Origin of the sequence: Nonomuraea sp. NPDC051191 (assembly GCF_044455665.1) — a bacterium.
Lineage (GTDB): Bacteria > Actinomycetota > Actinomycetes > Streptosporangiales > Streptosporangiaceae > Nonomuraea.
Window position 1 is genome coordinate 130,340 of sequence record NZ_JBITEZ010000010.1, and the last position, 15,575, is coordinate 145,914.

16 protein-coding genes are annotated in these 15,575 nt (G+C 73.3%); 9 read left to right on the plus strand and 7 right to left on the minus strand.

From position 1 onward, the window contains the following. Nucleotides 1-17 precede the first annotated feature (17 nt). The 5 genes from ACIA8R_RS28255 to ACIA8R_RS28275 all read right to left on the minus strand — a co-directional run bounded on the left by ACIA8R_RS28255 (nt 18) and on the right by ACIA8R_RS28275 (nt 5,796). The gene (locus tag ACIA8R_RS28255; protein WP_397041262.1) at nt 18-1,241 is read right to left on the minus strand and encodes a flavin-dependent oxidoreductase; all 1,224 of its coding nucleotides are present in this window, start codon (nt 1,239-1,241) and stop codon (nt 18-20) included. Beyond that, entirely contained in the window at nt 1,238-2,206 is a 969-nt protein-coding gene (locus ACIA8R_RS28260) for an ABC transporter substrate-binding protein (protein ID WP_364088085.1), read from the minus strand. The genes ACIA8R_RS28255 and ACIA8R_RS28260 overlap by 4 nt, the downstream gene beginning before the upstream one ends. Before the next feature lie 93 nt (nt 2,207-2,299). Then, nucleotides 2,300-3,043, minus strand: a complete 744-nt coding sequence (locus ACIA8R_RS28265; protein ID WP_397041265.1) for an ABC transporter permease — start codon at nt 3,041-3,043, stop codon at nt 2,300-2,302. After that, nucleotides 3,040-3,834 (minus strand): ABC transporter permease, encoded by a 795-nt coding sequence (locus ACIA8R_RS28270; RefSeq protein ID WP_397041266.1) that lies wholly within the window; start codon nt 3,832-3,834, stop codon nt 3,040-3,042. Before ACIA8R_RS28270 ends, ACIA8R_RS28265 begins: the two co-directional genes overlap by 4 nt. A 258-nt stretch (nt 3,835-4,092) precedes the next feature. Further along, nucleotides 4,093-5,796, minus strand: a complete 1,704-nt coding sequence (locus ACIA8R_RS28275; RefSeq protein WP_364088781.1) for an exo-alpha-sialidase — start codon at nt 5,794-5,796, stop codon at nt 4,093-4,095. Between the two features lie 268 nt (nt 5,797-6,064). Between ACIA8R_RS28275 and ACIA8R_RS28280 the strand changes: the two genes are divergently transcribed. The 5 genes from ACIA8R_RS28280 (at nt 6,065) to ACIA8R_RS28300 (ending at nt 11,536) form a co-directional block, all read left to right on the plus strand. Continuing rightward, nucleotides 6,065-6,955, plus strand: coding sequence for a hypothetical protein (locus tag ACIA8R_RS28280; protein ID WP_357706533.1), 891 nt, complete (start codon nt 6,065-6,067; stop codon nt 6,953-6,955). A 72-nt stretch (nt 6,956-7,027) separates the two neighbouring features. Beyond that, nucleotides 7,028-7,288 (plus strand): hypothetical protein, encoded by a 261-nt coding sequence (locus ACIA8R_RS28285; RefSeq protein WP_357706531.1) that lies wholly within the window; start codon nt 7,028-7,030, stop codon nt 7,286-7,288. Between the two features lie 28 nt (nt 7,289-7,316). After that, entirely contained in the window at nt 7,317-8,720 is a 1,404-nt protein-coding gene (locus tag ACIA8R_RS28290) for an FAD-binding oxidoreductase (protein ID WP_397041269.1), read from the plus strand. Between the two features lie 82 nt (nt 8,721-8,802). Next, nucleotides 8,803-10,371, plus strand: a complete 1,569-nt coding sequence (locus ACIA8R_RS28295) for an MFS transporter (protein WP_357706528.1) — start codon at nt 8,803-8,805, stop codon at nt 10,369-10,371. A 25-nt stretch (nt 10,372-10,396) separates the two neighbouring features. Next, a complete protein-coding gene (locus ACIA8R_RS28300) occupies nt 10,397-11,536 on the plus strand; it encodes an FAD-dependent monooxygenase (protein ID WP_397041271.1) in 1,140 nt (379 codons plus the stop codon). A gap of 42 nt (nt 11,537-11,578) precedes the next feature. Here the strand turns inward: ACIA8R_RS28300 and ACIA8R_RS28305 are convergent, their stop codons facing one another. Then, entirely contained in the window at nt 11,579-12,037 is a 459-nt protein-coding gene (locus ACIA8R_RS28305) for an Lrp/AsnC family transcriptional regulator (protein ID WP_357706523.1), read from the minus strand. Nucleotides 12,038-12,131: 94 nt separating this feature from the next. On the opposite strand from ACIA8R_RS28305, the gene ACIA8R_RS28310 reads away from it, so the two are divergent. From ACIA8R_RS28310 to ACIA8R_RS28320, 3 genes are all read left to right on the plus strand, one after another. Next, nucleotides 12,132-13,067, plus strand: a complete 936-nt coding sequence (locus ACIA8R_RS28310) for an LLM class flavin-dependent oxidoreductase (protein ID WP_397041273.1) — start codon at nt 12,132-12,134, stop codon at nt 13,065-13,067. Next, the gene (locus ACIA8R_RS28315) at nt 13,054-13,479 is read left to right on the plus strand and encodes a nucleoside deaminase (protein ID WP_357706518.1); all 426 of its coding nucleotides are present in this window, start codon (nt 13,054-13,056) and stop codon (nt 13,477-13,479) included. Before ACIA8R_RS28310 ends, ACIA8R_RS28315 begins: the two co-directional genes overlap by 14 nt. Before the next feature lie 222 nt (nt 13,480-13,701). Beyond that, the gene (locus ACIA8R_RS28320; protein ID WP_364088784.1) at nt 13,702-14,667 is read left to right on the plus strand and encodes an acyl-CoA desaturase; all 966 of its coding nucleotides are present in this window, start codon (nt 13,702-13,704) and stop codon (nt 14,665-14,667) included. Here ACIA8R_RS28320 and ACIA8R_RS28325 read toward each other — a convergent pair. Continuing rightward, the gene (locus tag ACIA8R_RS28325; RefSeq protein ID WP_397041275.1) at nt 14,634-14,936 is read right to left on the minus strand and encodes a hypothetical protein; all 303 of its coding nucleotides are present in this window, start codon (nt 14,934-14,936) and stop codon (nt 14,634-14,636) included. The genes ACIA8R_RS28320 and ACIA8R_RS28325 overlap by 34 nt on opposite strands. 76 nt (nt 14,937-15,012) lie before the next feature. Between ACIA8R_RS28325 and ACIA8R_RS28330 the strand changes: the two genes are divergently transcribed. After that, complete coding sequence (locus ACIA8R_RS28330) at nt 15,013-15,564, plus strand: hypothetical protein (RefSeq protein ID WP_397041277.1); 552 nt, start codon at nt 15,013-15,015, stop codon at nt 15,562-15,564. Nucleotides 15,565-15,575: the final 11 nt, after the last annotated feature.

The window sequence follows — 15,575 nt, forward strand, 5'->3', positions numbered from 1 at the left end:
CCCGCCGCCGGCCCCGCTCAGCCCCGGCCGGTGTCCGGGGGGACCGACCAGCTCGGGCGGGCGTTCAGGACGGCGGGCTCGAAGCCCGCGAGCTGCTGGTAGTGCAGCGAGATCTTCTCCAGCGTGTCCCGGGGGACGACCTCCTCGATGTCGGCGAACCCGTCCGGGGCGCGTTCGTGCACCAGCTTCAGGACGACCTCGGGCCCGTCCTCCCGGTTGGCCAGCACGATCTGGTTCGTGACCGGCCGCCGCCGGCTCTCGTAGAACTCCAGCCCCTGACCGGTGGCCAGGGCGTAGGCCAGCACGCGGGCGTCGATGACGGCCTGCGTGCCGCCGTTGGACCCGGTCGGGTACATCGGGTGCGCGGCGTCGCCCATCAGCGTCACCGTCCCCGACGACCAGCGCGGCAGCGGGTCCCGGTCCACGAGCGGGTACTCGTACGCCTGGTCGGCCGAGGCGATGAGGGCGGGGATGTCGAGGGCGTCGGAGCGCACGTCCGCCACGTGGTGGAGGAACTTGGCGATCTCGACCTCGCGGTTCCAGTCGCCCCGGGGCGTGGTCTCGGGGGCCCGGTGCTGGATGGCCCAGTTGATGAGCTGGGTGCCGTCGGGGTCCGGCGGCGCGATCGGATAGATGACGATCTTCTGCGTACCGTCCCCCGCCATGATCATGGATCGGCCGGTCAGGAACGGCCGGGCGCGGGACGTGCCGCGCCACAGCACGTGACCGCCCCAGAGCGGGTCGCCCTCGCCGGGGAACAGCGCGGCCCTGACGGCGGAGCGGATGCCGTCGGCGCCGACGAGCAGGTCGCCGTCGTGGTCGAGCCCGGTGACGGGGGAGCCGGTCAGCACGGCGTCCGGGCCCAGGCGCTCGCGTACGGCGTCCAGGAGCATGAGCTGTAATCGGCCGCGGTGGATCGAGTACTGCGGCCAGGCGTGGCCCGCGGCCCGGCCGCGCGGCTCGGACCAGATGCGCTGCCCGCGCCGGGTGACGAAGGTCAGGTCGGACGTCTCGACGCCGATGCGGGCCAGGCGCTCGCCCAGGCCCAGTTCGACGAGCTCGCGCACGGCGTGCGGCAGCAGGTTGATGCCCACGCCGAGCGGGCGGACGTCCTTGACCGCCTCGCGCACGGTCACGTCGGTGATGCCCGCGGCGTGCAGGGACAGGGCCGCGGTGAGCCCGGCGATGCCCGCTCCGGCGATGACCACCCGCCTCGGAGGCCGCGCCGCGAACCCCGTCATGAGGAGCCTCCGGGCAGGAGCAGGGCGGAGACGTCGAACGGCGCCTCCAGGTAGCCGCTGCCCTTGAACTGGAGCATGAGGTCGGCCACGCGCTGCAACCGGGCCTTGTCGACGGCGGTGGAGTAGCCGCCCAGCGCCATCCGGTCGGCCGTGGCCTTGTCGATCTTGGTGTACTTCAGCAGCGCGGCCTTGGCCTGGGCCGGGTCGGCGATCGCCAGGTCCACCGCCTTGCGCAGGCCGCGCTGGAAGGCGGCCACCGTGCGCGGATTGTCGGCCGCGAAGCCCTCGGTGGTCAGGTAGCCCGCCATCGGGAAGTCGGCGGTCGCCCCGGTGAACAGGTCCGACAGGGAGCGGGCGCCGTTCGTGGCGGCCGCGGTCTGCCAGAACGGCTCGGGCAGGACGGCCGCGTCCACGTCCCCGTTGGCCAGGGCGCCGGCCATCTGCGGGAACGGCCGTTCGACGAAGGTGATGTCGGCGGGTGTCACGCCGGCGGGCTTGAGCAGCGCGCTCACGGCCAGGGTGGCGACGTTGCCGAGGGTGTTGACGCCCACCTTCCTGCCCTTGAGGTCGGCCAGTTCCGTGACGGGCGAGTCCTTGCTCGTCATGAGGACGAAGTTGCCGGGCTTGGCCACGTACGCCTCGCCGACGACCTTCAACCGGCCCACGCCGCGCGAGGCGGCCAGCATCGCCGAGACGTAGTTGCTGTGCAGGACGTCCAGCTTGCCGCTGATCAGGTCGGGCATCGCGGCGGCCCCGCCCTGGATCACGACGGGCTTGACGGTCAGGCCCTCCGCCGCGAAGTAGCCCTTGTCGATGGCGATCTGTATGGGGGCGACCTCGGGAAGGGCCAGCATGCCGAGGTTGAGCACGGGTTTCTCCGGCCCGCCGGACGACGGCCGGGGGTCCGCCCCGCCGCACCCGGTCATGGCGAGGGCGAGGGCGACCGCCGCGAGTAACAGACGCATGAACGCTCCAAGGAGTGGGTTCGTGAACGAAAGCGTGCCGGGGAAACGCGAGAGGAACAGCCGCCGAGTAATCACCTTCATTCCCGGGCGGCTTTATTCGGACGCGCCATAATTCGCCACCATCCGGCGTTCGACCATCAGGAACACCTGATTCAGCAGATATCCGAGAAGGCCGAGCACGGTGACGGCGGCCCACATGCCCGGCAGGTCGAAGGAACGCTGCGCCGCGCGCAATCGGAAACCGACGCCGTCGGTGGCGAAGAACTCGGCGATGACCATGAGGATCAGCGCGAGCGACAGGCTGAGCCGCAACCCGGCCAGGATCTTCGGGGCCGCCGACGGCAGCACGACCCGCAGCAGGCGCTGACCGGCCGACAGCCTGAAGACCCGCGCGGTGTCCAGGTGCAGCCGGTCGACGTTGCGGGCGCCGTCGGCGGCGTTGATCAGCACCGGCCAGACGATGCCGCACGCGATGGTCGCGACCTGCATGAGCGTGCCGGTCGAGAACAGCGCCAGGAACACCGGCAGCAGCGCCGGCGGCGGCAGCGCCCGGCAGAACTGCACGGCCGGGTCCGCGAACCTGGCCAGCAACGGCGAACGGCCCATGGCGACCCCGGCCGCCACACCCGCGACGCCGGCCACCACCCACCCGGTCAGCAGCCGGCCCAGGCTGCGGGAGAGGTCGTCCAGGGCCGCCCGGCTGATCCACAGGTCGCCCAGGCGCAGCGCGATCGTGGACGGCGGCGGGAAGTAGGGGTTGCCCGCCGCCCTGGTGGCCAGCTCCCAGAGGGCCACGACGACCGGGACGGCCCACAGCCGTGCCAGGGACCTGATCACCGGGCCGCTCCCGTCAGGGCCGTGTGCCAGCGCAGCAGCCGCCGGGAGGCGTGGGCGAGCAGCGTGTTGGTGAGCAGGCCGAGCGCGCCGGCCCACAGGGTGGCGGCGATGGTCAGCCGCAGCCCGTCCGGGCTGCTCTCGGCCACGATGATGAAGTGCCCGATGCCGCTCGTCCCGGCCAGCAGCTCGGTGCTGACGGCCAGGATCAGGGCGATGGCCGCGGCCACCCGTACGCCGGTCGCCACGAACGGGGCCGCGCTCGGCAGGCTGACCCGCCACAGCACGGCCGGCGGGCCGAACCCGAAGGCCCGCATCGTCTCCTTGGCCAGCGGGTCGACCTCGCGCAGGCCGTACATGGTGTTGAGCAGGACGGGCCAGGTGGCGGCGTACACGATCATCGCGACCTCCGTCTCCAGCCGGCCGGTGAAGACGAACGCGGCCAGGGGGATGAGCGCCACCGAGGGGATGGGCCGCAGGAACTCCAGCACGGGACGCAGGGCCCGCTCGACCGGCGGCACGCTGCCCAGCAGCAGCCCGGCGGGCACGGCAACCGCCACGGCGGTCAGCAGGCCGAGCGCCCACGCGCCGCACGTGGCCAGCACGTCGGCCAGGAAGGCGGGGTCGGCGGCGAGCCCGGCGGCGGTGACCAGCACCGCCGAGACGAGCGGCAGCTCCAGCTGGGAGACCAGCCCGAGGCGGCCGGCCGCCTCGGCGGCGCACAGCAGTATGACGGTGCCCGCCACGCCGCACACGGCGGCGCTGTCGAAGGGACGGGAGGGGATCAGGCGCACGGCGGCGCCCCGGCGCCGGGGGAGTAGGGCGGCAATGTCTCGGCTCTCCGGAGCATCGGTCCGGCCGTGCGTCACCATTCGTCACCGTGGCGGGCCGGAAGGCGGGCAGAGAGGAACGCAAGTCACAGTAACCGAGCCGTCCGACAGGGAAATTCCGGCCACGATAAACGGCCGGTCCCTTTCGCGGGATCCGGCGTCACATTTCCCGGGGGCGGCGCTTTTTCGGCCCGCCTGATAATGCGAAATTCCCGCCCGGTGTCACCGTCCGTAGAGTTCGAGTTCGTTCAGCATGCTGCAGGAGTCGCCGATCTCGGCGTCGCAGTCGTCGGTCGGCTCGGTGACGATCATGACGTGCGCGCCGGTGCGGGCCACCGTGTGGTAGCGCATGGCGTAGTCGGTCCGGTCCTCGATGGTGACGACGGGCTCGCCCCAGGTGCGGCCGTCGGCGGAGACGTACACGCGGGCGCCGGCCGCGTGCCCGGGGCGCAGGCTGATGCCGACGCGGTTGATCGCGTACGGGCGGTCGAGGTGCAGGACGTACCGGCCGGGGCCGGCGGCGACGGCGCTGGACCAGTAGTCGGTGCTGCCGTCGAAGGCGCCCACCGGGCCGGTGCGCCGCCGGCCGGCGGCGGTCCAGCGCATGTCGGTGTCCACCGTGAGCGAGCCCCGGTGGTACAGGCCCGCCAGGTCGATCAGGTCGGGGCCGGGGGCGGTGACGGTGAACAGGCGGCGCTTGATGGCGTACCAGCCGCCGTTCTCGAACTTGCCGTGAGCCGGGCAGGCCGACTCGTTGAGCAGCCCGTCGGGGCTCACGCCGGGGAGCTTGCAGTTGTCGAACACCTGGATCAGCCGGTGCGGGCCGATCGCGGCCACGGCGGTGTAGCCGGAGGAGCCGTGCACGTCCCGCACGCCGTCGCTGTTGCGGTACGTCACCGTCTGCTGCCGCCACTCCTCGCCGATCCCGTCGGGGGCGACCGCCAGCCAGTTGTGCGGACGCCCGGCGCTGAGCACGAGCACGCCGTCGGGCATGAGCAGCAGCCGCGGCGCCACGCCGCGCACCAGGCAGTCCTGGCCGTCGATGCGCAGCGGCCGGACCGGCGACCAGGTGCGGCCGCCGTCGGACGAGCGGCTCTGGTGCAGCGTGGAGGGGGGCTCGCCGTCCCTGCGCAGCACCGCCAGCAGGGAGCCGTCGAGCGTCTGGGCGAGGGCGGTCTCGTTGTAGACGAAGGGCGCCTGGGGAGGGGCGATCACGCCGCGCCGGGCGAACGTGCGGCCGCCGTCGTCGCTGGCGAACACCTCCGGCTGGTAGGTCTCGGACTCGCCCTGGCGGATGTAGGCCGTGAACAGGATCGTGCCGTCGGCGAGCTGGATCGGCAGGCCGTGCGCGGCGCCGCCGGCGGCCTCGGCGTCCGGCGAGGAGACCGTCGCCTCCCAGCGCACCCAGCTCTCGCTGTCGGGGGAGCGGGAGGAGAGCACGCCGAGCTTGGCGGTGCCCGGCCCGGAGCGCCGCAGGTAGTACTCCAGGGCGAGCAGCGTGCCGTCACGCAGCTCGATCGGCGCCTCCCGCAGCGGGGTCCGGTTGCTCGCGCCGAACGTGACGCCGCCGTCCTCGGAGGTCGCCGACTCGCTGGAGAGGGTGACGACCTTGTCCACGTTCGTGGCGTAGGTGACGAGGAGCTTGCGCACCGGCGCGCCGCCCCGGCCCACCGTGTCGAGGGCCGCCACGCTCGGGAACCCGGCGAAGTCGAGCCGCTGCTCCGACGACGGCTCGCGCTCGGCCGGCGTCGGATACGGATAAATCCAGCGCGGTGAGACATCAGTGTCGGTCAGGTAAGGCCCCTCCGGAACCGACTTGCCGGTGAACTCCGGCAGGCGGCAGAACGTCTCCGGGGCGTGCGCCACCCCGTGGACCGCGGGCAGGCCGGCGGCCAGGAACACCGCCGCCAGCGCGGCTCTGGGCATCGCCACCGGGCACTCCTCTCTGTCGTCGCCGCTCGTGCGCGGCCGCCTCGCGACGGGCGAGGGCTCTGCCTTATCTCTGCCCCCTTCAGCCCCTGTTCATTTGCTCGCGTCCCTTCGTTCACCTGCGTCCCAGGGTTGCCAACAGCGGTTCCCATAGGTATTCGTTAAGTGTCAGTTGACAGCGACGGGGCGTGAGCCGAGGATCGGAGCTGCAGGATTAAGTGGCAATTTACGTAGCAGGGACCCTCGGGTCTGGAGGTGGCCTCAGATGAGCATCGAGCCCAGGGCGCGAGTCGCCCCCGAGCGCGTGCCGCCGGTCTGGGAGGCGGACCCGGCGCCGGTGGCGCCGGAGACGGCGGCGCAGCAGAAGGTCGTCCAGCGCATCTGCGCCAGGGTGGCCCCCGAAGGGGTCGAGGTCGGCGTCGGCGAGCTGCCGCCCGGCGGCCTGCAGGTGTGGATCGACGCCCCCGTCCACGTCGACCCGCGCGAGTCATGGGTGCTGCATCACCGCATGGCCCGCGAGGTCAGCCTCGTCGGCTGGCACTGCGAGGCCGACAGCGACCGGCTGCTGGTGCTCGGCTGGAGCGCCGCCTGCCTGCACAACCGCATCCGGCTGCTGCAGAGCGGCCTGAAGCGGCTGGGCGACTTCGAGCACACCGCGCAGCGGGCCGTGCAACTGGAGGGCGAGGACCCGCGGGGCCGCACCGCGGCCGAGGTCGCCGCCGCCACCCGCGCCGCCGTCGAGCGGCGGCTGCGCTGGCCGGCCCGGCTGGCCGAGCTCGACGGGTTCGACCGCAGCTCGGGCCTGGCCCACCTGCAACTCCTCCTGGCCCAGGTGGTCGGGCTGGAGTCGAAGGTGGCCACGGCCTGCGAAGAACACCTGATCATGGCCCGCGCCCTCGCGTGGGCCGTCTGCGAGCACTACTCAGCCCACGGCGACCTGCCCAGGGCACAGCGCGAGGTGCTGGCCGAGACCCGCCGGTGGGTGCACGCCAGCTCGATCATCCGCGGCACGGCCACCGTACGGCCGGCCGGCGTGCCCCGTCCGCACATGGGGCTGACCGAGCGCCGGATCGCCGCGAGCGTCATCAACCACGGCGTGCCGAGGGCGACCCCCACGGCCGTCATCCCCCGCTCCGGCCACCAGGAGGGCACGTGACGACCCAGGTGCCGCTCCACGGCGGGCGGCAGCACGCACAACCCGTACGAACCCTGTAGGAGAGCTCCCGTCATGCGAACCCCACCGCATCTGCCCGCGCTCGTCCGGCACGAGTCATCCGACACCGAACGCACCCGCGCCCGCCGCCACCCCTACGGCCCGCACGAGGTGCCCGTGCAGGCCGCGCCGCGCGGCTCACTCGACTTCCCCGCCCCCACGGCCGTCCCGCCGGCGCCCTTCGAGGCGTTCACCGAGCAGCGGCTGCGTGAGATCAGGGAGATGTCCACCCAGGCCATCGGCTCCATCGACGACCTCCTCCAGCACACCGCCTGACGTGATATCGCATCCCCCGAGGAGAGCCATGCAGGGACTATCGCGAGTGGAACTGCGGCCGCGTGACGTGGGCGCCCACCGACCGCGTTCGCTGGCGGGCACCGAGACCCCGCACACCCTGGACGAGGTACGCGCCCTCGTCCGCCGGGCCATGGTGAGCAAGAGCCGCCTCTACCCGGTCAGCACCGGCAGGAACTGGGGCATGGGCTCCGCGCTGCCGGTCACCGAGGACAACGTCGTCGTCGACCTCAGCCAGATGAACCGCATCCGCGGCCTCGACCTGGAGACCGGCCACGCCGTCATCGAGCCCGGTGTGACCCAGGCCCAGCTCGCCGAGGCGCTGCGGGACACCCCCTGGATGCTCAACGTGACGGCCTCCTGCGCCGACACCTCCGTCATCGGCAACGCCCTCGAACGCGGCGACGGCTGCTTCCGCTCCCGGGTCCACGACATGGCCGGCCTGGAGGTCGTGCTGGCCGACGGCAGCGTGATCACCACCGGCGGGCTCGACCCCACCGGCGTCTACCACGGCCGGGTGGCCGGGCCCGACCTGACGGCCGCGTTCGTCCAGCACAACCTGGGCGTCGTCACCGCCATGGCCGTCGCGCTGGTGCCGCGTCCGGAGACGATCGGGCTCGTGCACGCGCGCATCCGGCGCGACCAGATCGGCGCCGCGATCGGCGCGATGGCCGGGTTCCTGCGCCGCGGCAACCCCGCCGACGGGCTCATGCGGATCCGCGAGCTCGCCCTCGCGCCCGCCCGCGACAACGGCTGGCTGCTGCCGGCGGGCGTGGACACCGGCAAGTTCACCGTCCTCGGGCCGCTGCTCGGCACCGACGCCGCCGTCGAGCTGGCCGAGGAGATGCTGCGCAAGGCGCTCATCGAGGTCGAGGGCGGCGAGACGCTGCGCGTGCTCGACGCCGCCGCGGTCGGCCCCGACGACCCGCTCTACACCAGGGCGCTCACCGCCCAGGGCATCCCGACCTGCCAGGGCGTGCGCAACGCGCTCGGCGTCACGTCGTGCGAGCAGATCGACGCCGGCCGCATGGGCTTCCTCGTGCTGCTGCCGCTGATGCCGCTGCACGCCGCCAGGACCGAGCGCATCATGGACGCCCTCCAGTCCGCGGTCGACACCTACGGCACCGGCCTGATGGTGGAGTGGAACCTGGTCAGCCCGCACATGGCCAACGCCGTCATCCAGATCTTCTTCGACGGCGCCGACCCCGACGCCGCCCACCGCGCCCACCAGCTCCGCAACGAAGCGGGCAACCTGCTGCGCGGCAACGGCTGCGCCATATACCGCTCCGACATCGACCACGCCGCCGCCGACGTCTGGTCCGAGACCAGCACCGCCGGCCTCGGCATGCTCCACCGGCTCAAGACCGCTCTCGACCCGGACGGCCTGATCTCCCCCGGCCGTTACGGCGCCTGACCCGAACCACCACCACGCCGGTCGCACCACCGGAGTGTGCCGGCCGGCGTGGAACCCGAGGCTTTCCTGTGAGGAGGACCGAGTGCGTGAGACACCAGTGGCCGTCAGAGGAACCGGCGTGACCCGCCGTCACGCCGTCATGCTGCGGCTGGTCGGCGCGGGCGTGATGCTGACCGTGATGGCCGACACCACGGCCACCACCCTGGCCGTCGGCGTGCTGCGTTACACCCCCGCGGGCGCCGGCATGCCGCTCGGCGACCTGGTCTGGCTGACCAGCGCCGCCTTCATCCCGATCGCCGCGCTGCTGGCCACGGCCGGGCGCTGGGCCGACCTGTTCGGCCGCCGCCGGGTGCTGGCGTTCGGGCTGGTGGTGTTCGTGGCCGGCGGGGTCGCCACCGTGGCCGCGTCGTCCTGGTCGTTCGTGCTGGCCGCGCGGGCGGTGCAGGGCGCGGGCGCGGCGGCGATGATCCCGGCCAGCCTGGGGCTACTGCTCGGCGAACTGCCCGAGTCGCAGCGCCGGGGCGCGATCGCCCTGTGGAGCTCGGCCTCCGGGCTCGGCTGCCTGCTCATGCAGGCCGGCGGCGGCTGGCTGGCCGCCACCGTCGACTGGCGCGCCCTGTTCGTGCCCGACGTCGTCATCGGCATCGCGCTGCTGATCGCCTGCGCCGCTCTGCCGTCCGGCAGGCGCACCACGGCCAAGGGCGTGCCGGACGTGCTCGGCGCGTGGCTGCTGGCCGCCGGGATCGCGGTGATCGTGCTGGCCATCTCCAAGGCCATGGCCTGGGGCCTGGACGTCGTGTGGCTGGCCGTCGCGGCCCTCGCGCTGCTCGGCGGCGCGCTGGCCCAGGCCAGGCACCACCGCCTGCCCGCCATCGACCTGGCGCTGTGGCGGCAGCGCAAGTTCGTCTGGGGCTGGCTGGCCACCTGGTTCTTCGGCGCCCTGTCGTACGGGCTGCTCACCGTGCAGCCGCTGTACCTGCTGCACCTGGGCTACCCGATGCTGGAGGTGGCCATGTGGCTGACGCCCACCTCGGTGGCCGTCGTCGTGACCAGCTACCTGGCCGGCAAGCTGCTCAAGCACATCGGCGCGTACGGCCTCATCTACGCCGGCTCGCTGCTCTGCGGCGGCGCGTGCGTGCTCGTGCTGACCCAGTCCGGGCCGACCGTGTGGGGCCTGATCGCCAGCGTCGTGGTCGGCATGGGCGTCGGCGCGCTGGCGCCGGGCACCTCCGTGGCCACCACCCTGGCCGCCCACCCCAGCCAGTACGCCTCCGCCGTGGGCGCGGCCACCATGGCCCGGATGGTCGGCGGGGCCGTCGGCATCGCCGTGGTGTCCCTCGTCATCGACCACCCGTTCATCCTCACCGGCCCGCTGGCCGGGCTGGCCGGCGCGCTCGCCATGTGCGTGGCCATCTCGGTGTTCATCGGGGCCATCGCCCTCACCAAGATCACCCGGCTGCGGACCGACCCGGGCGACGACATGATCAAGGTGCCGCGCCGGCTGCTGCTGGAGTTGCGCATGACCCTCGCCACCGTCGCGGCGGAGGCCGACGCGCTGCTGCCTGCCGAGACCCGCACGACCCCCAGGGATCACATCCCGAGGCCCCGGGCCGCCGAGAGCTCGGAGACCTACGGAACCACGCACGTCTAGTTCAACCTCAAGAAGGGCTCTCGTCATGGCAACCACATCGTGCGACGTGGCCATCGTCGGCGCCGGGCTCGGCGGCTGCTTCCTCGCACTGCTGCTGCGCCGCCGCGGACAGCGCGTCGTCGTCATCGAGCAGGGACCCTCGATCCCGAGCGCGGGCGCCGACTTCCTCAAGCCCCCCGGCCTGCGGGTGCTGGCCCGCCACGGGCTGGCCGAGCTCGTCGAGCGCCACGGCCTGCGGCGCGACCTCATCCGCTACTACCACGACGGCGAGCCGATCAGGGAGTGCCGCTTCTCCGACGGCGGCTTCCTCATCCGCCCCTACCGCGAGCTGGTCGAGCTCATCTACGCCTGCTGCGCGATGGAGGGCGTCGAGTTCGTCTTCGACGCCGCCATCGAGCACGTCGAGCGCGACGGCGACCGCATCGAGCTGCTGACGCTGTCCGACGGCGGCCGGCTGCGCGCCGACGTGGTCGTGGGCGCCGACGGCACCAAGTCGGCCGTGCGCCGGGCGCTCGACATCGACCAGGTCGCCATGCCGTACGACCGGCTGCTGATGCGGGTGGCCACCGTGCCGCTGAGCGCCAGCGTCGCCCAGCTCAACCGGCTCTACTTCAGCTCCGGCGGCTGGCTGGCCTACCTCTACCCGCTTGACCGGGACCAGGCCCGGGTGTTCGTCGGCCTGCCCCCCGAGCAGGACGACGAGGTCTTCGGCCGGGGCGCCACCAGCCTGCCCGACATGCTGAAGGGCTTCGTCACCGACAGCACCGACGCCTTCGGCTCCCTCCAGGCCGCCGCCTGGCAGCCGATCAAGGTCTCGTCGTTGCGGGTGGGGGCGTACCACCGGGGCAACGCCGCGCTGCTCGGCTCGGCCGCCTTCGCCTGCCACCCCATGACCGGCATGGGCATGAGCTACACCCTGTACGACGCCGAGATCCTGGCCGACGTCATCTCCGCGGCCGACGGCGACCTGCCGCTGCTCGACAAGCTGCTCCAGGCCCGCTACGAGCCGCGCCGCCAGGCGCACCGCCAGCTCATCGACTACGGCGACGCCCTGGCCACCACGTTCCACGACCGGCGGGCGTACCTGCGGGCCTTCCGTGCCGACCTGCACATCTACGGCGACGAGGCCGCCCCGCGCACGACCCCCGCGCTCCAGCCGATCTGACCCCCTCCGGCCTCCGGAGGAGGTCACCGCGCCCCCGCCGGGTCAGAGTCCGGCGGGCGGCGCGGCCGGGCCCCGGTAGGGCAGGGTCTGGCTGTAGACGATGTTGGTCGTGGTGCCGCCGAACCGGGCCAGCTCGTCGATGACCCGTTCGAGGTGCGGCATCGAGCCCGCGGCGACCTTCAGCGTGTAGCAGTCCTCGCCCGTGGTGCGCAGGCACTCAAGGATCTCCGGACGCTCGCCCAGCAGGCGGCGCAGCGGCTCGTGCCGGCTGCCGGGGTACTTCAGGCGCACGACGGCCAGCACGCCGAACCCCACCTTGCCCAGGTCGACCTCGGCCCGGTAGCCGGCGATGACGCCCAGCGCCTCCAGCCGCCTGACCCGCTCGGTCGTCGCCGAGGCGCTGAGATTGACCCGGCGGCCCAGCTCGGTCAGGGGCACCCGGCCCTCGCGCTGGAGCTCCACCAGGATCGCCCAGTCGGTCTCGTCGAGATCCTCGGCCATCCGGCGAATATACCGGCAGATCCCCGGCGAACCCCGCCGTACGCCGTGAGCAGGGCCTTCAGCCGGGCAGGACGGCCTGGATAGCCTCGGTGTCATGAGAATCGGCGTGAACGTACCGAACTTCGGGCCCGGCACCGACCCCGCCACGCTGCGACGATGGGCGCTGACCGCCGAGTCCCTCGGCTACGACCTGCTGATGATCTCCGACCACGTCGCGATCACGCCCGACGTCGCCGAGCAGTACCCGCCCCCCTTCTACGAGCCGTTCACCACGCTCGCCTGGCTGGCCGGGATCACCACGCGGATCAGGCTCGGCACCTCGGTGCTCATCGTGCCGTACCGGCATCCCCTGGTCATGGCCAGGATGGCGGCCAACCTCGACCGGTTCAGCGGCGGGCGGCTGGTGCTCGGCGTCGGCGTCGGCTGGGCGCGGCAGGAGTTCGACGCGCTCGGGGTGCCGTTCGAGCGGCGCGGACGGCTGACCGACGACCACCTCCAGGCCATGCGCGCCGCCTGGTCGGCCGCCGACGACTACCGCGCCGGGCCGATCCCCTTCTGGGTGGGCGGCAACGGCGAGGCCGGCCTGCGCCGCGCCGTACGGCTCGGCCAGGCGTGGCACCCCCTGCGCAACACCCTGCCCTGGCTGCGGGAGGCCGCCGGGCGGCTGGCGGACACCGCGGACGAGCTGGGACGCCCGGCGCCCGCGTTCGCCCCCCGCATCCTCCTGCGCCTGACCGCCGAGCCGGTCACCGGCCCCCGCCGCCACGCCGGGGAGGGCACCCTCGACCAGGTCCTGGCCGACCTCGACGAGCTGCGGCTGCTCGGCGCCGACACCGTCGTGCTCGACCCGTTCGCCGGGGACCCCGCCGAGACGCTGCACCCCCAGACGGCCTGGCACGCGCTCGCCACCGTCGCCGACCACTGGGACCTCGACCCCCGCGACCCCCGCGACCCCCGCGACCCCCGCGACCCCCGCGACCCCCGCGACCCCCGCGACCCGTCCAAGGAGGACGACCATGACACCCGATGACGAGACCTTCCTGCGCCGGGCCATCGAGCTCGCCGCCCGCGCCCGCGCGGGCGGCGAGGCCCCCTTCGGCTCGCTGCTGGTCGGCCCCGGCGGCGACGTGCTGGCCGAGGAGCACAACACGGTCCTCGGCGACCGCGACATCTCCGCCCACCCCGAGCTGAAGCTCGCCCGCTGGGCCGCCCGCGAGCTGGACCCCGGCACCGCGGCGGCCACCACCATGTACACGAGCTGCCAGCCGTGCGGCATGTGCGCGGGCGCCATCGAACGCTCCGGCCTCGGCCGCGTGGTGTACGCCCTGTCGAACGAGCAGCTCGCCGGCCTCAAACCCGGCCCCGGCTGGCCGCACGTGCCCCAGGACGGCCCGGCGCTGTACGCCGAGGCCACCGCCCCGCTGGAGGGCTACTACCGCTGACCGCCCGCCCCGGCGGCGGCCCCCCGATGGTAGGGCCTGCACCACCACGAGGAAGGGTGACAGCGGGGGTCCGCCGGAGCGCCGCCGCCGCGATGCTGATGAGTGATCACACCGGCATCGTCAGCATCGGAGAGAACCTTGACCGTGGTGGAAACCCCTCGCGCCGCGTCCCGGGGGAGCGACTTCGCGCACCTGTCGCGCCGCATCGCCCAGGCGGGGCTGATGGAGCGGCGGCCCGCCTACTACGTGATCAGGATCGGCCTGGTGGCCGCCCTGTTCGCCGGAGGGTGGACGCTGTTCGCCACGGTCGGCGACTCCTGGTGGCAGCTCGGCGTCGCGGCGCTGCTGGCCGTCGCCTTCGCCCAGGTCACGCTGCTGGCCCACGACCTGGCGCACGGCCAGGTGTTCCGGTCGCGGCGCCGGAGCAGGATCGCTGGGCTGCTGGTCGGCAACCTGACCGTCGGGCTCAGCTACGGCTGGTGGATGGACAAGCACACCCGCCACCACGCCAACCCCAACCACGAGGACCACGACCCCGACGTCGCGCCCGACATCCTCATCTGGTCGCGGCGGCAGGCCGAGGTCAGCCGCGGGCTGCCCCGTTTCATCGGCCGCTGGCAGGCGTTCCTGTTCTTCCCGCTGCTCACCCTTGAGGGGCTGAACCTGAAGGTGGCCGGCTTCCGCGCGCTGCCCAGGGTGAAGGGCGGCCGTACCGAGGGGCTGCTGCTGGTCGCGCACAACCTGGCCTACCTGGCTGGGGTGTTCGCGGTGCTGCCGCCCGGCAAGGCGCTCGTCTTCCTCGCCATGCACCAGGCGTGCTACGGCGTCTACCTGGGGTGCACGTTCGCCCCCAACCACAAGGGCATGCCGGTGCTCACCGCCGAGGACTCCCTGGACTTCCTCCGCCGCCAGGTGCTGACCTCCAGGAACGTGCGCGGCGGCCGGCTGATGAACGTCGCGCTCGGCGGGCTCAACTACCAGATCGAGCACCACCTGTTCCCCGGCATGCCGTCGGCCAACCTGCGCCGCGCCCGGCCCGTCGTCCGCGAGTACTGCCGCGAGCTGGGCGTCGAGTACGCCGAGTGCGGGCTCGTCGAGTCGTGGGCCCAGGCCATGCGCCACCTGCACGCCGTCGGAGCGCCGCTGCGCGCCCCTCAGGAGGTGACCACCAGTTCCAGCCCCTCCTGATCCTCCCGGATCTCATGGCCGGCCCCGGCCAGGACCATCCGCAGCGCGAGCAGGACCGCGGTGCGGATGGTCTCGTACTTCACCAGGTGGGCGGCCGTCGTAGTGCCTGCCGGACCCCAGACGACCACCACACCCCGGGACGGGTCGAGCCAGACGGTCAGACCGCCGTCGACCGGCATCGGGGACGGTTCGACGCCGAAGCCCGCATCGGTCAGTTCCTGCCGGACCACGACTTCCAGATCCGGCCCATCGCCTCGGGCGAAGTCCATCAGAGTCCGCTGCCCCCTGTGGCGCGCGCCGAACGCGCCGCTTCGGAAGTGTGGCGGTTGTGTAAGGATGGCGGCTGTGACCGCCGCGTCAGTCTGGCTGCGCCTGTCGCGGGCCGTCGTGTTCGCGACGGTCTGCGGTTTCGTGTCCGCGGCGGGGCACCTGCTGGCCGGGGGCGGGGCCGTCCCGCTGTGGGGCTGCGCGCTGGGGGTGCTGGCCGCCCTCGCCGCCGCCGTCCTGATCGACGGGCGCGAGCGCGGCCCCGCGGCCGTCCTGGCCGCCACCACGGTCACCCAGCTCGTGCTGCACCAGCTCTTCGAACACCTCGCGCCCGCCGCCGGCCCCGCCGCCGGGCACGGCCATCCCGCCCCCGCCATGGCGCTGGTCCACCTCACCGTGGCGGCGCTGACGGCGTGGTGGCTGCACCGCGGCGAGCGCGCGCTGTGGCTCATGATCCGCCTGTACGCCGCGCCGCCTCCGGTCATCGGCCTGCTGCTCCTCGCGCCGGTCGAGGTGACGATCCCGCCGCGGCGTCCCCCGGCGCACGCCGACGTCCCCACTCCGACGGGCAGGATCGCCTGCCGCACGCTCACCCGGCGAGGACCACCCCGGCGGCTCCGCCTCCGCTGAAGTCCCGCGTC